Annotated in this window: 14 protein-coding genes; 13 read left to right on the forward strand and 1 reads right to left on the reverse strand. The window is 67.5% G+C overall.

Features of this window, described 5'->3' with window-relative positions; translation table 11 throughout:
* Positions 1 to 2 precede the first annotated feature (2 nt).
* Positions 3 to 779 carry an SDR family NAD(P)-dependent oxidoreductase gene (locus tag EOW65_RS09400; protein ID WP_128148823.1) on the forward strand — a complete coding sequence of 259 codons (777 nt, stop codon included), beginning with the start codon at positions 3 to 5 and terminating at the stop codon, positions 777 to 779.
* Here the strand turns inward: EOW65_RS09400 and EOW65_RS09405 are convergent.
* A complete protein-coding gene (locus EOW65_RS09405; RefSeq protein WP_128148825.1) occupies positions 769 to 2,511 on the reverse strand; it encodes a nitrilase-related carbon-nitrogen hydrolase in 1,743 nt (580 codons plus the stop codon). The two genes, EOW65_RS09400 and EOW65_RS09405, sit on opposite strands and share 11 nt — an antisense overlap.
* Here EOW65_RS09405 and EOW65_RS09410 point away from each other — a divergent pair.
* The 12 genes from EOW65_RS09410 to ureG all read left to right on the forward strand — a co-directional run bounded on the left by EOW65_RS09410 (position 2,510) and on the right by ureG (position 13,273).
* Positions 2,510 to 2,803 (forward strand): hypothetical protein, encoded by a 294-nt coding sequence (locus tag EOW65_RS09410; RefSeq protein ID WP_128148827.1) that lies wholly within the window; start codon positions 2,510 to 2,512, stop codon positions 2,801 to 2,803. The genes EOW65_RS09405 and EOW65_RS09410 overlap by 2 nt on opposite strands.
* Positions 2,804 to 2,858: 55 nt before the next feature.
* The gene (locus EOW65_RS09415; RefSeq protein WP_128148829.1) at positions 2,859 to 4,094 is read left to right on the forward strand and encodes an urea ABC transporter substrate-binding protein; all 1,236 of its coding nucleotides are present in this window, start codon (positions 2,859 to 2,861) and stop codon (positions 4,092 to 4,094) included.
* A gap of 21 nt (positions 4,095 to 4,115) precedes the next feature.
* Complete coding sequence (locus EOW65_RS09420) at positions 4,116 to 4,982, forward strand: branched-chain amino acid ABC transporter permease (RefSeq protein WP_128148831.1); 867 nt, start codon at positions 4,116 to 4,118, stop codon at positions 4,980 to 4,982.
* Positions 4,983 to 4,995: 13 nt separating this feature from the next.
* Positions 4,996 to 6,024: an ABC transporter permease subunit gene (locus EOW65_RS09425; protein WP_128148833.1), complete on the forward strand. Its 1,029-nt coding sequence runs from the start codon at positions 4,996 to 4,998 to the stop codon at positions 6,022 to 6,024.
* The gene (locus tag EOW65_RS09430) at positions 6,017 to 6,754 is read left to right on the forward strand and encodes an ATP-binding cassette domain-containing protein (protein WP_128148835.1); all 738 of its coding nucleotides are present in this window, start codon (positions 6,017 to 6,019) and stop codon (positions 6,752 to 6,754) included. Before EOW65_RS09425 ends, EOW65_RS09430 begins: the two co-directional genes overlap by 8 nt.
* Positions 6,738 to 7,451, forward strand: coding sequence for an ABC transporter ATP-binding protein (locus EOW65_RS09435; protein ID WP_128148837.1), 714 nt, complete (start codon positions 6,738 to 6,740; stop codon positions 7,449 to 7,451). The genes EOW65_RS09430 and EOW65_RS09435 overlap by 17 nt, the downstream gene beginning before the upstream one ends.
* A gap of 144 nt (positions 7,452 to 7,595) precedes the next feature.
* Positions 7,596 to 9,110, forward strand: coding sequence for an amidase (locus EOW65_RS09440; RefSeq protein WP_128148839.1), 1,515 nt, complete (start codon positions 7,596 to 7,598; stop codon positions 9,108 to 9,110).
* Positions 9,111 to 9,184: 74 nt separating this feature from the next.
* Positions 9,185 to 9,619 carry an urease accessory protein UreE gene (locus EOW65_RS09445; RefSeq protein WP_240664609.1) on the forward strand — a complete coding sequence of 145 codons (435 nt, stop codon included), beginning with the start codon at positions 9,185 to 9,187 and terminating at the stop codon, positions 9,617 to 9,619.
* The gene (locus EOW65_RS09450; protein WP_128148844.1) at positions 9,616 to 10,284 is read left to right on the forward strand and encodes an urease accessory protein UreF; all 669 of its coding nucleotides are present in this window, start codon (positions 9,616 to 9,618) and stop codon (positions 10,282 to 10,284) included. Before EOW65_RS09445 ends, EOW65_RS09450 begins: the two co-directional genes overlap by 4 nt.
* 12 nt (positions 10,285 to 10,296) lie before the next feature.
* Positions 10,297 to 10,971, forward strand: a complete 675-nt coding sequence (ureB, locus tag EOW65_RS09455; RefSeq protein ID WP_128148846.1) for an urease subunit beta — start codon at positions 10,297 to 10,299, stop codon at positions 10,969 to 10,971.
* Positions 10,968 to 12,671 (forward strand): urease subunit alpha, encoded by a 1,704-nt coding sequence (ureC, locus tag EOW65_RS09460; protein WP_128148848.1) that lies wholly within the window; start codon positions 10,968 to 10,970, stop codon positions 12,669 to 12,671. The genes ureB and ureC overlap by 4 nt, the downstream gene beginning before the upstream one ends.
* Positions 12,668 to 13,273, forward strand: coding sequence for an urease accessory protein UreG (gene ureG, locus EOW65_RS09465; protein WP_121534270.1), 606 nt, complete (start codon positions 12,668 to 12,670; stop codon positions 13,271 to 13,273). Before ureC ends, ureG begins: the two co-directional genes overlap by 4 nt.
* Positions 13,274 to 13,275: the final 2 nt, after the last annotated feature.

Consider the following 13,275-nt stretch of genomic DNA (forward strand, 5'->3'; position numbering starts at 1 on the left):
AGATGGGGAATCGGCAAGAGGTGGCCCTGCTGACCGGCGCGGGCTCGGGCATCGGTCGCGCTGCGGCGCTGGAACTGTCCCGGCGGGGGGTGGCGATCGCGGTGACCGACCTGCGGGCCGAGGCGGCGCAGGCCGTCGCCGCCGAGATCCGCGCACAGGGCGGCGTGGCGGTCGGGCTGGCGCTCGACGTCGCCGACCCGGTGGCGATCGGGGCGGTCTTCGACCGTGCCGAGGCAGAGCTTGGCGGCATCGACATTCTCGTCAACAGCGCCGGGCTGCTGATCGTCGAGCCGCTGCTCGGTCTTGCGTCGGAAAGCTGGCACAAGGTGATGGCGGTCAACGTCACCGGCACCTTCCTGTGCAGCCAGCGCGCCGGGCGCGGCATGGCGGCGCGCGGCCATGGCCGGATCGTCAACATCGCCTCGATCTCGGGGATGCGGGCGGGGGTCGGACGCGCGGCCTATGGCACCTCGAAAGCGGCGATCATCGGCCTCACGCGGCAGCTTGCGCTGGAACTCGGCCCGCTCGGCGTGACCGCAAACGCGATCGCGCCCGGGGTGATCGAGACGCCGATGACCATGGGCGCCTACAGCGAGGAGACCTGGGCGCGGGTGCTCGACATGGTGCCGGCGCGGCGCCGTGGCCTGCCCGCCGACATCGCCGAGGCGGTGGCCTATCTCGCCTCGGCGGGGGCTGGCTATGTCAACGGCGTGGTGCTGACCGTCGACGGCGGCTACATGGCCGCGGGGATGACGCAGACCGGCGCGCTCAGGGTCTGAGGCCGCCGTCCAGCACCAGCGGCAGGTAGTGGTGTGGCAGGCGCATGGTGACCAGATCCTTGCGCCGCACCACGGTCGAGGGATAGGGCGTGTCGGCATTCGTCAGGTCGATCGCCAGCGTCGCCAGCCCCTCGCCCTCGAGGATCGCGCTTTCCTGCCGCGGGAAGGCGAAGGTGTCGGCGCCGAAGATGCCGCTTGCCCCCGGGTTGCCCGCGCCCGGCACATTCGCGAAGACCAGATGCAGGTTGTTCTCGCCGCTGCGGGTGCGCAGCGCGTGCCAGTGCCAGGGATCGGCGGCCTTCGGGATCGGGAAGTTGTGCGGGATCGTGGTGCCCGCATGCGCGCCGGTGAAACCGGGCGGCAGCGCGGCGGGGCAGGCGACGATGTCGCAGCCTGCAAGCGCCAGCACCCGCACGCTTTCGGGCAGCAGTGCATCGGTGCCGGTGAGCAGCCCGAGCCGGCCGAAGGGCAGATCGAACACCGCCCAGTCATCGCCCGCCGTGGCCCAGTCAAGATCCGCCTGTGAAAGGTGGATCTTGCGATAGACCCCCACCCGCCCCTCGGGGCCGGCCAGCACCACTGCATTGTAAAGCCGCGCGCCCGCCCGCTCGGCAAAGCCCGCGACGATGTGCAGCCGGTGCCGCATCGCGATCCGGGTGAAGCGGTCGATCAGCGCGCCCTCGACGGGTTCGGCGCGTGCCGCCGGGTCGTGGGGGCCGGTCAGCGCAAGCTCGGGCAGCACCAGCAGCGCCGCCCCCGCGGCCTGCGCCTCGGCGGCGAAGGCCGCGATGCGGGCAAGGTTTGCGGCGCTGTCGTCCCCGGGGGCGAATTGCGCGACGGCAAGCGTCGAGGCCCCGGCCCGGGGCAGCGGCTGATAGCCGTAAAGCCGGAAGTAATCGAGAGAGTTCCACGTGAAACTGTTCGTCATCAGCGTCTTGTAGAGCGCCGGGCGGCGCATCTCGAAGACCGGCTCGCCCAGCACCCGGCCGACACGGGCGCGGGCCGGGTCGATCATGCCGGTGACGATCGCGTCGCCGGCATCCACCTGCGCCTCGACGCGGCCATCGGGGCCGATGAGGCAGCTGCCGCCCGAGAACTGCACCGTGCGCTCGAGCCCCCAGCGGTTCGCCTCGACCACATAGCAGCCGTTCTCGAAGGCGCGGGTGATCCAGTAGGGCGCGGGGGTGCGCTCGGCCAGCCAGTTCGAGATGTGGCAGATCACATCGGCGCCGGCGAGGGTTTCAAGCCGCACCGTCTCGAAGAAATGCAGGTCCATGCAGATCAGGATCGCGATCCGCCCGATCGGCGTGTCGAAGACCTGATGCGCGATGTCGCCCGAAGCCGCCCATTTCGGCTCCGAGATATAGGGGTGTGACTTGCGGTGCGTGCCGATCACCCCCTCGGGCCCGATCAGCGCGGCGCTGTTGTAATAGAGGTCGGTGACCGGATCGACCTCGGGCATCCCCACCACGATATAGCAGTCATGCGCCGCGGCGATCTCGTGGAAGAGCTCGGTCGTCGGGCCGGGGATGGTCTCGACCTCGGAGGCGACCTCGGCGCGGTCATACCAGCAATAGCCGGTCGTTCCCATCTCGGGCATCACGATCAGCCGGGCGCCGTCCTGCGCCGCCTCGCTGCACATCCGGGCGAGGCTGGCGATGTTCGCCTCCTTCGCGAACATCGTCGGTTCGAACTGGATCGAGGCGACCTTGAAGGGGGCTGGCGCGGGCATGGCGGATCTCCGTGAGCTGGGGCTCCGGCCGGAAAACCCCATGAGGGATGGGGCCGGATTCCTGAAAAATATTGAAATGGAAAGTATATCGGCGCAAGAGGCAAATCTGTGCCGCCGCATCCCCGCGGCGGACAGAGTCCTGACCGATCCGGCCCGTTTCCGGCGGATTCGGCAGAGATTCGAGGGCATTTCGGCAGATTGGCGATGCGAAACCAGCCATCACCCCCCGGATTCAGGTCAAATTTTGGGCGAAATCCATAAATCCCGCCAATTATCAGCTTTCGATATTTGATAATTCAATGAATCTGCCTTTGATCGAGCATCCGTTTCCAACAGGGGCTCTCGAAATGACCAAGCTCAGCCGACGCAACTTCCTCTACACGACGGGCGCCGCAGCGGCCGCGACGCTTGCCTCGCCGCTCGTGGCCCGCGCGGGCACCGACACGATCAAGGTCGGCGGTCTGCACGACCTCTCGGGGGCGCTCGATTCCACCGGCGTGCCGATGAACCAGGTGTTCCAGCTCGCGATCAAGGAGATCAACGACGCGGGCGGGCTCTTGGGCAAGCAGGTCGAGGCGGTGATCTACGACCCGCAGTCGAACATGTCGCTCTATTCGCAATACGCGACCCAGCTGGCGCTGAAGGACAAGGTGGACGTGGTCATGGGCGGCATCACCTCGGCCAGCCGCGAGACGATCCGCCCGATCTTCCACCGCTACAACACCTTCTACTTCTACAACACGCAGTATGAAGGCGGCGTGTGCGACCGCAACGAGATCACGCTGGGCACCACGCCCGCGCAGACGGTCAAGCGCGTGATCCCCTATGCGATGAATCTCTACGGCAAGAAGGTCTATACCGTCGCCGCCGACTACAACTATGGCCACATCACCGCGGCCTGGGTGAAGCGCTATGTCGAGGAGAACGGCGGCGAGGTGATCGCGACCGAGTTCTTCCCGCTCGATGTCGCGCAGTTCGGCTCGACGATCTCGAAGATCCAGGGCGCCAAGCCCGATTTCGTGCTCTCGGCGATGGTCGGCACCTCGCACCTCGGCTTCTATCGCCAGTGGGCGGCGGCCGGGATGAAGAGCCAGATCCCGATCGTCTCCACCGTCTACGGCGCCGGCGGCACCGAGCAGGTGATCCTGACGCATGAGGAATCGGACGGCATCATCGCCTCGTTCGGCTATTTCGAGGCGATCGACAACCCGACCAACAAGGCCTTCCTCGAGAAGGTCGCGCAGGAATACCCGGACAAGAAATGGGTGATGTCGGAGATTTCCGAAGTCACCTACGAGGGCATGAAGATCTGGGCCGATGCGGTGAAGGAAGCCGGCTCGACCAAGCGCGACGCGCTGCTCGAGGTGCTGACCTCGGGCAAGACCTACGACATGCCGGCGGGCAAGGTGAAGATCGACCCGAAGACCCAGCATGCGGTGCGCGACGTCTATATCGCCACCTGCAAGGACGGCGCCTTCGCGATCAACGAGACCTTCCCGGATTCGCAGCCCGAAGACACCCAGATGGTGTGCGATCTGATCAAGGATCCGAAGTCGAACACCCAGTACGAAATCAGCCTGTAAGCTGAAAGGCGGAGCACCGACATGGATTACACACTCGTTGTCGCGCTCGAGATGATCCGGGCCATCGCCTGGCTCGTGCTGCTGGCCTCGGGCCTTGCGATCATCTTCGGCATGATGCGCATCATCAACTTCGCCCATGGCGAGTTCCTGATGCTGGGCGGCTATACCGTCGTCATCTCGACCAATGCCGGCGTCAACGAGTGGGTGTCCATCCTGATCCTCGCTCCCGTCGTGGTGGGGGTGTTCGGCATCATCGTGGAGCGGCTGGTGATCCAGCGGCTCTACGGGCGCATCCTTGACAGCCTGCTGGCCACCTGGGGGCTGTCGATGCTGATGATGGGCGGCGTCACGATGATCTTCGGCAATACCGTGCAGGGGGTCTCGACGCCGTTCGGCGGCATGAAGATCGGCGCCTATCAGGTGCCGGTCTACAACTTCGTGCTGATCGGCTTTGCCGTGCTGGTGCTGGTCGCGATCTGGTGCGTGCTGAAATTCACCAAGGCCGGGCTGATCGCCCGCGCCACGATGCAGAACGCCGACATGGCCGAGGCGCTCGGCATCCGCACCCGCTGGGTCTACATGACCACCTTCGGCATCGGCTCGGCGATCACCGGGCTGGCGGGCGGGCTGCTCGCCCCGGTCACCGGAGTGGTGCCGACGATGGGGATGAACCTGGTGGGGCAGAGCTTCATCACCGTCATCACCGGCGGCGCCTCGGTGATCGCGGGCACGCTGTCCTCGGCGACGCTGCTCGGCACGATCAGCCAGGGCGTCACCTTCCTGACCGGCCCCGTCTATGGCGATGCGGCGCTTCTGGTCACCGCTCTCGTCCTGCTGCGCCTGCTGCCGCAAGGCATCACCGGCCGCATCTTCAAACGTTCCCTCTGAGGAGACCCAGCAGATGGAGAAATCCGTACTCCGGGACCCTGGCTTCTACGTGATGGTCGCGATCGGCCTTGCGGCGATGCTGATCCTGCCGGTGGTGCTCGACATGTTCACCATCATGCAGATCACCCAATATGTGGTGCTGGCCGTGTTCGCGCTGTCGCTCGGCTACATCTGGGGTTTCGGCGGCATCCTGAGCTTTGGTCAGGCCGCCTTCTTCGGGCTCGGCGCCTATACCTTCGCCGTCGCCGCGATCAACATCGGCGAGACCACCATTCCGCTGATCCTCGCCTTCGCGATCCCCTGTCTCTTCGGTGCGGCGCTCGGTTATTTCATCTTCTACGGCCGGCTGTCGGATGTTTACCTCGGCGTCGTCACGATGGTGGTCACGCTGCTGTTCTGGAAGCTCGCGAACCACACCGCCGGCCCCGAATATGCGATCGGCGCGGCGCGGCTTGGCGGCTTCAACGGCATCCCCTCGATCCCGGTGATGAACATCCCGGGCGAGCCCGAGGCGATGCTCGACCCGGTGCAGATGTTCCAGGTCTTCATGGGCTTCCTGATCGTCGTCTATATCGTGCTGCGGCTGCTGATCGCCTCGGACTTCGGCCGCGTCTCGATCGGTATCCGCGAGAACGAGACCCGCGCCTCGCTGCTCGGCTATGACGTGCGGCGCCACAAGCTGGTGGTCTTTGCCATCGGCTCGGGCATCGCCGGGCTCGCCGGGGCGATGTGGGCCACCTATCAGGCCTTCATCGACCCCAACGCCTTCTCGATGGAGATGTCGGCCAAGGCGCTGGTCTGGGTGATGGCGGGCGGCGTCGGCACGCTGGTCGGTCCGATCATCGGGGTGATCTTGCTGCAATGGCTGACGCTCAAGCTTGGCACGATGGAACTGCTGAACAGCCTCGCCGTCCTTGGCGCGATCATGATGGTGCTGGTGCTGGCCCTGCCCAAGGGCATCGTGCCGACGCTGCGCAAGCTGATCGTCGATGGCTGGACCCTGGCGCGGCGGAAGAAGACCGGAGGCAAGGCCGATGAGTGACTGGACGAACATCCTCGAGACCCGTGGCCTGACGATGCAGTTCGGCGGCGTCACCGCGGTCGACGAGGTCGATTTCACCCTGCGCGACGGCGAGCTGCGCTGCCTGCTGGGGCCGAACGGCGCGGGCAAGTCGACCTTCTTCAAATGCCTCACCGGCCAGCTGATCCCGACCCGCGGCACCGTCACCTTCAAGGGCCAGGACATGACCGGGTGGAACACCCATGACATCGTCAACCTCGGCATCGGCATCAAGACGCAGATGCCGAACGTATTCGACGGGGTTTCGGTCTATGAGAACGTCCGGCTGTCCTCGCGGCGCAAGCACATGGCGGCGCAGGCGAAGGAGCTGGCCGAGAAGACGCTCGAGCGCTGCGGCATCACCCATCTGGCGAAGCGCGAGGTGGGGTATCTGTCGCACGGCCAGCGCCAGCTTGTGGAACTGGCGATGGTTCTGGCGGCCGAGCCGGCGCTGATCCTGCTCGACGAGCCCGCCGCCGGCATGACCGGCGAGGAGCGCGACCGGCTGGCGCGACTGGTGCTGGAATCGGCGCGCTCGGCGGCGGTGATCGTGGTCGAGCACGACATGGTCTTCATCCGGCAGATCGCGAAATTCGTCACCGTCTTCAACCGCGGCGCGATCTTCCGCGAGGCGATGATCGACGAGATCATGGCCGACCGCGAGGTTCAGGAAATCTATCTGGGGAAACAGGCCAATGCCGCATCTGCTTGAAGTCTCCGGCCTGTCGGCCGCCTACGGGCTGGTCCCGGCGCTGCACCGGGTCGATTTTCACGCCGATCGCGGCGAGGTGGTCGGCATTCTCGGCCACAATGGCATGGGCAAGACCACGCTGATGCGCGCGATCATGGGTTATGTGAAGGTCACCGGCGGCGAGATCCGCTTCGAGGACACGTCCGTCCTCGGCCAGCCGGTCAACGCCCGCGCCCGCGCCGGCATCGGTCTGGTGCCGCAGGGCCGGCAGATCTTCCCGAACCTGAGCGTCGAGGAAAACCTGCAGGTCGGCATCCCCGGCAAGGCGGCTGTCGTCGCGCAGACGGTCGAGGAGATGCTCGAGCTTTTCCCCCGGCTCAAGCGGCTTCTCGACCGGCGCGGCGGCGCGCTCTCGGGCGGCGAGCAACAGCTTCTGGCGCTGGCGCGCTGCCTGTGCCGGCGGCCGAAGCTGATGCTGCTCGACGAACCGACCGAGGGGATCCAGCCCTCGATCATCGACGAGATCTCGGAAACGCTCGCGGCGCTGACGCAGAAGGTCGACATCACCATCGTCCTCGTCGAGCAGAACCTCGAGTTCATCGCGGGCCTGTCGAAGCGCGTCTACGCGATCTCGAACGGCGTGCTTGAGAAGGAGATCCCGCGCGCGGAGCTGACCGACTCGCGGTCGGTCAGCGCCTTCATGGGCTTCACCGCCTGACGGAGACCCGCCGCGGCGGATCCCCAGCCCCGACACCTGTCTTCCTTCCTTTCGCGATGGTCGCGGAAGGGAACGATCCCGTGCGGCCGTGCCGCATGCAACTGCCCGCGTGGCCGAGCCGCGCAAACCCGAAGGAGTTCCCCCATGGCAGTCAGACTTCCGAACGACGCCCAGATCGCGGATGTGGCCGAAAGGATCGGCCTCAGCCTCTCGCCCGAGGACGTGTCCTCGATCAAGGGGCTGCTCGGCGGCTATGTCGCCGCCTACAACAAGGTCGACCGGATGATCGACCCGCTGCCGGTGGTGAAATACCCGCGCACACCGGGCGTGCAGCCGCCGAAGGCCGAGAACCCGCTCAATGCGTGGTATGTGAAGTCGACCGTGCCCGGCGCGCCCGAGGGCAAGCTGAAGGGCAAGACCGTGGTCCTGAAGGACAACGTCATGCTGGCCGGCGTGCCGATGATGAACGGCTCCTCGACGCTCGAAGGCTATATCCCGAACGTCGACGCGACGCTGGTGACGCGGTTGCTCGACGCAGGTGCGACGATCGTCGGCAAGGCGCATTGCGAATGCTTCTGCATGTCCTGCGGCAGCCACACCTCGGCGCTTGGCCCGGTGTGCAACCCCTATGACCCGAGCCGTTCGGCCGGCGGTTCCTCCTCGGGCTCGGCGGTGCTGGTCTCGAAGGGCGAGGTCGACATGGCGATCGGCGGCGACCAGGGCGGCTCGATCCGCATGCCCTCGGCCTTCTGCGGCACGGTGGGCATGAAGCCCACCCACGGCCTCGTGCCCTATACCGGCGTGGTGCCGATCGAGATCACCGTCGACCATGCCGGTCCGATCACCAAGACCGTCGCCGACAGCGCGCTGATGCTCGAGGTGCTGGCCGGCCCCGACGGCTATGACTGCCGCCAGATCGGGGTGAAGACCGCGCCCTATACCGAGGCGCTCGGCAAGCCGGTGAAGGGGATGAAGGTCGCGCTGCTGAAGGAGGGCTTCGGCCATCCGCAATCCGAGGCGGCGGTCGACGACAAGGTCCGCGCCGCGGCGAAGCGGCTCGAGGCGCTCGGCGTGATCGTCGAGGAGGTCTCGATCCCGATGCACCTCGACGGGCCCGACATCTGGACCCCGATCGGGTTGCAGGGGCTGATGCAGACGATGATGCTGGGTGACGGCTATGGCACCTCGCGGCAGGACCTCTACGTCACCAGCTTCATGGACGTTCACCGCGGCTGGCGCGAGCGGGCAGACGAGCTGTCCGAGACGCTCAAGCTTGCGATGATCTTCGCGCAGTTCGCCGATGATGAATACGGCAAGCGCTTCTACGGCAAGGCGCACAACCTGACCTATGCGCTGCGGGCGGCCTATGACGCGGTTCTCGCCGATTACGATGCGCTGCTGATGCCGACGGTGCCGAAGGTGGCGACGCCGCTGCCGGGCCCCGATGCCTCGCGCGAGGAGATCATCGAACGCGGCTTCGATATCCTGCCCAACACTGCGCCCTTCGACATCTCGCATCACCCGGCGCTGTCGGTGCCCTGCGGCATGGTCGACGGCCTGCCGGTGGGGATGATGCTGGTCGGCAAGCTCTGGGACGAAAGCACGCTCTACACCCTGGGCGACGCCTTCGAGAAATCGGGCGACTGGAAATCGTTCTGAGCAACGCCCCGCCCCGGTCACCATGCCGGGGCGGGCCCACGAAAGGACAGCGGATGACGGGACAGGGGCCATTGATGCTCGACCGGATCCTCGGCCAGGCCGCCGAGGAACCCTGGGCCGAGAGGCTGCATGCGCTCGACCATCTGGGCGGGCTCGAGACCGTGGCGATCCCCGAGGCCGAGGCCGGGCGCAAGCGCATCCGCCTGACCACCGACCGCGGCCGCGACTGCGCCATTGCCCTGCCGCGCGCGCAAAAGCTGACCGACGGCGCGGTGCTTTACTGCCGCGACGGCATGGCGATCGTGGCGCGGATCGACGGCGGCGCGCGGCTGCGGCTGGTGCCGCAGTCGCTGGGCGATGCGCTGCGGTTGGGCCACTGGTGCGGCAACCTGCACTGGAAGGTGGTCTTCGGCGAGGGCTGGATGGATGTCATCCTCGACGGGCCCGAGGCGCGCTATCGCGACCGGCTGCGCGATCTTGCGACGCTTGCGCGGTTCGACATCGGATGAGCGCGGAGGCGGGCATGATGCCGCTGGTGCGGGCGATGCAGCTTGCCGACAGCGGCTTTCCAAGCGGCGTCTTCGCCTTTTCCTGGGGGCTGGAAAGCGCGCTGGCCGATGGTCGGGTCGACCGGCACAGCCTGCCGGGCTGGGTTCTGGCGGAACTGCAGGGGCGCTGGCACGGCTTCGACCGGCTGGCGCTGGCGGGCGGGTTCCGCGCCACCGGGGCCGCGCTTGGTGACTGGTTCGCCACCATCGACAGGCTGATGCCCGTCGAGCGGCTGCGCGGCGCCTCGGTGCAGGCGGGCGAGGCGCTGTTCGCCGCGGCGCGCGCGCTGCGGATCGGGCTCGACCCCGCGGCGGTTGCGGCCGAGCGTGCGGGGCTTGGCCATTTCACCGTGGTGCATGGCCATTTCCTCGCGGTCTCGGGGCTTGATCTCGCCGCGGCGCTCGCCGTCTCGGCGCTGGCGATGGCGCGGGGCTGTTTCTCGGCCGCGGTGCGGCTGGGCGCCATCGGGGCGATCGCGATGCAGCGCGAGCTTGCCGCCCTTGCCCCCCGGATCGCTGCCCTTGCCGCCGACCTGCCCGCACCCGGCACCCTGCCCGCGGGCTTTTCGCCGCTGTCCGACATCGCGCTGATGCGGCCGCGCGACGGGCGGCTGTTCATCAACTGAGCGGAGGACGGAATGCACCTGACCCCAACCGAAACCGAGCGGCTGACGATCTTCACCGCCGCCGAGCTTGCCCGCCGCTATGTCCGGCTGGGCATCCGGCTCTCGCATCCCGAGGCGGTGGCGCTGATCGCCGACGAGCTGCTGACCGTGGCGCGGCAGGGCCTGACCCATGCCGAGATCGTCAGCCATGCCGCCACCGTGCTGACCGCCGAGCAGGTCGAGCCGGGCGTGGCGAGCCTGCTCAATACCTTCTCGGTCGAGGTCTCGATGGCCGAGGGCACGAAGCTCGTCACCGTCTTCGACCCGATCGAGCCCGGCCCAGGCGAGATCCGTCCGGGCGAGGTGATCGCCGCCGAGGGCGAGATCGAGCTGAACGCCGGCCGCCCGACCCGCGTGCTGCGCGTGCTGAACACCGGCGACCGCACCATCCAGGTGCGCAGCCACGCGCATTTCTTCGAGGTCAACCGGGCGCTCTCCTTCGACCGCGCGGCGGCCTTCGGGATGCGGCTCGACCGGCCCTCGGGCGGTGGCGAGCGCTTCGATCCCGGCATCGAGAAGGAGGTGACGCTCGTCCCCTATGGCGGGTTGCAGGTGGTGCACGGTTTTGCCGGGCTGACCGAGGGCCCGGTCGAGGGCGGGCGCGAGGCCGCGATGGCCCGCGCACAGGCGAAAGGGTATCTCGGATGAGGATTTCGCGCGCGGACTATGCCCGCCTTTACGGCCCCACCGCGGGCGACATGGTGCGGCTTGGCGACACCTCGCTTCTGGCCGAGATCGAATGCGACCACACCCAGTATGGCGACGAGCTGACCACCGGCGCCGGCAAGGCGATGCGTGACGGCGAGGGGTTCCGCACCAGCGGCACCGCAGCCTCGGGCGCGCTCGACATGGTGATCCAGAACGCGGTCATTCTCGATGCGGAACTCGGCATCGTGAAGGGCGACATCGGCATTCGCGGTGGCCGCATCGTCGGCATCGGCAAGGCCGGCAACCCCGACATCATGGACGGCGTCGACCCCGACCTCGTCACCGGGCCGAACACCACCGTGGTGCATGGCGACAACCATTTCGTCACTGCCGGCGCGATCGAGGCACATGCGCATTTCCTCTCGCCGCAGCAGGCCTGGCACGCGCTTGCCGGTGGCACGACGACGATGATCGGCATGTCGCCGGGGCCGAATTTCGACGTCAGCTGCTCGGGGCCGCACACGCTCGGCCGGCTGATCCAGGCGGCCGACGAATTCCCGCTGAACTTCGGCTTTCTCGGCCGTGGCAATTCGAACCCCGACGCGGTCGCGGAAAGCGTCGCGGGCGGGGCGCTTGGCGTGAAGATCCACGAGGATTTCGGCGCCTCGCCGGCGGTGCTCGACGGCGCGTTGCGGGCGGCGGATGCGGCCGATTTCTCGGTCCATCTGCACACCGACACGATCAACGAATTCGGCTTCTATCAGGACACGATGGCCGCCATCGCCGGGCGCACCATCCACATGTATCACACCGAGGGCGCGGGTGGCGGCCATGCCCCCGACATCCTGGCGGTGAACGGGTTCGAGAACGTCCTGCCCTCCTCGACCAACCCGACCAACCCCTTCACGCTGCCCGCGCTCGAGGAAGGCGTGCCGATGACGATGCTCGCCCACATGATGAGCTTCGATCTGCTCGAGGACGTGGCCTTCGCCGAGGCGCGGATCCGGCCGCAGTCGATGGCGGCCGAGGATCTGCTGCACGACATGGGCGCGATCTCGATCTTCGCCACCGACACCCAGGGCATGGGGCGGCTGGCCGAGAACGTCGCGAAATGCTGGCAGCTCGCCTCGGTGATGAAGGACCGCATCGGCCGCCTGCCCGGGGAGAAAACCGCCCGCGCCGATAACGAGCGGATCCTGCGCTATCTGGCGAAATACACGATCAACCCGGCGATCGCGGCCGGGATCGACCACGAGGTCGGCTCGATCGCGCCGGGCAAGATGGCCGATATCGTGCTGTGGCCCTTCGCCTTCTTCGGCGCGAAACCCGATCTGGTGATCAAGGGCGGCACCATCGTCTGGGCGACGATGGGCGACGGCAACGGCTCCTTCCCCGGGGCGCAGCCGCAGATCCACCGGCCGATGTGGGGCGCGCTTGGCAGCGCGAAACACCGGCTGGGCGTCACCTTCGTCTCGCGGCTGGCGATCGAGGCGGGCACCCATGCGCGGCTCGGCGTGCTGAAGGACTTCGTGCAGATCCGCTCGGTGCGCGGGCTCGGCAAGCGCGACATGCTGCGCAACGCCGCGCTGCCCGATGTGCAGGTCGATCCGCAGACCTTTGCGGTGACTGCGGACGGCGTGCCGCTGGTGGTGGAACCGGCCCGCGAGGTGCCGCTGGCGCGGAGGTATTTCCTGCGATGACCGCGGCACGGGTGGGGATCGGCGGGCCGGTGGGCTCGGGCAAGACGGCGCTGATCGAGGCGATGCTGGGCGAGCTGGCGCGCCAGGGCATCGACACGGCGGTGATCACCAATGATCTGGTGACCGACGAGGATGCCGAACGGCTGCGCCGCGGCGGGCAATTGCCGCCCGACCGGGTGCGCGCGGTGCAGGCCGGGGCCTGTCCGCACACGGTGATCCGCGAGGACCCGACGCTGAACATGGCCGCGGCCGACCGGCTCGAGGCCGACTATCCCGGGCTCGACCTGATCTTGCTGGAATCGGGGGGCGATAACCTTGCCTCGACCTTCTCGCCGGACCTCGTCGATTTCTGGATGTTCGTGATCGACGTGGCGGGGGGCGACGACATCCCGCGCAAGAAGGGGCCGGGCATCGTGCAATCGAACCTGCTGGTCATCAACAAGGTCGATCTGGCGCCGCATGTCGGCGTCGATTTCCCGAAGATGCTGGCCGAGGCGCAGGCGGTGCGCGGTGGTGCCCCGGTGCTGGCGACGGTCTGTCGCCGCGGCGAGGGCGTGGCCGAGGTCGTCGCCCATCTGCGCCACGAGGTGCTGTTCAAGTGAAG

The organism is Paenirhodobacter ferrireducens, assembly GCF_004022265.1.
Classification (GTDB): Bacteria; Pseudomonadota; Alphaproteobacteria; order Rhodobacterales; family Rhodobacteraceae; genus Rhodobacter; species Rhodobacter ferrireducens.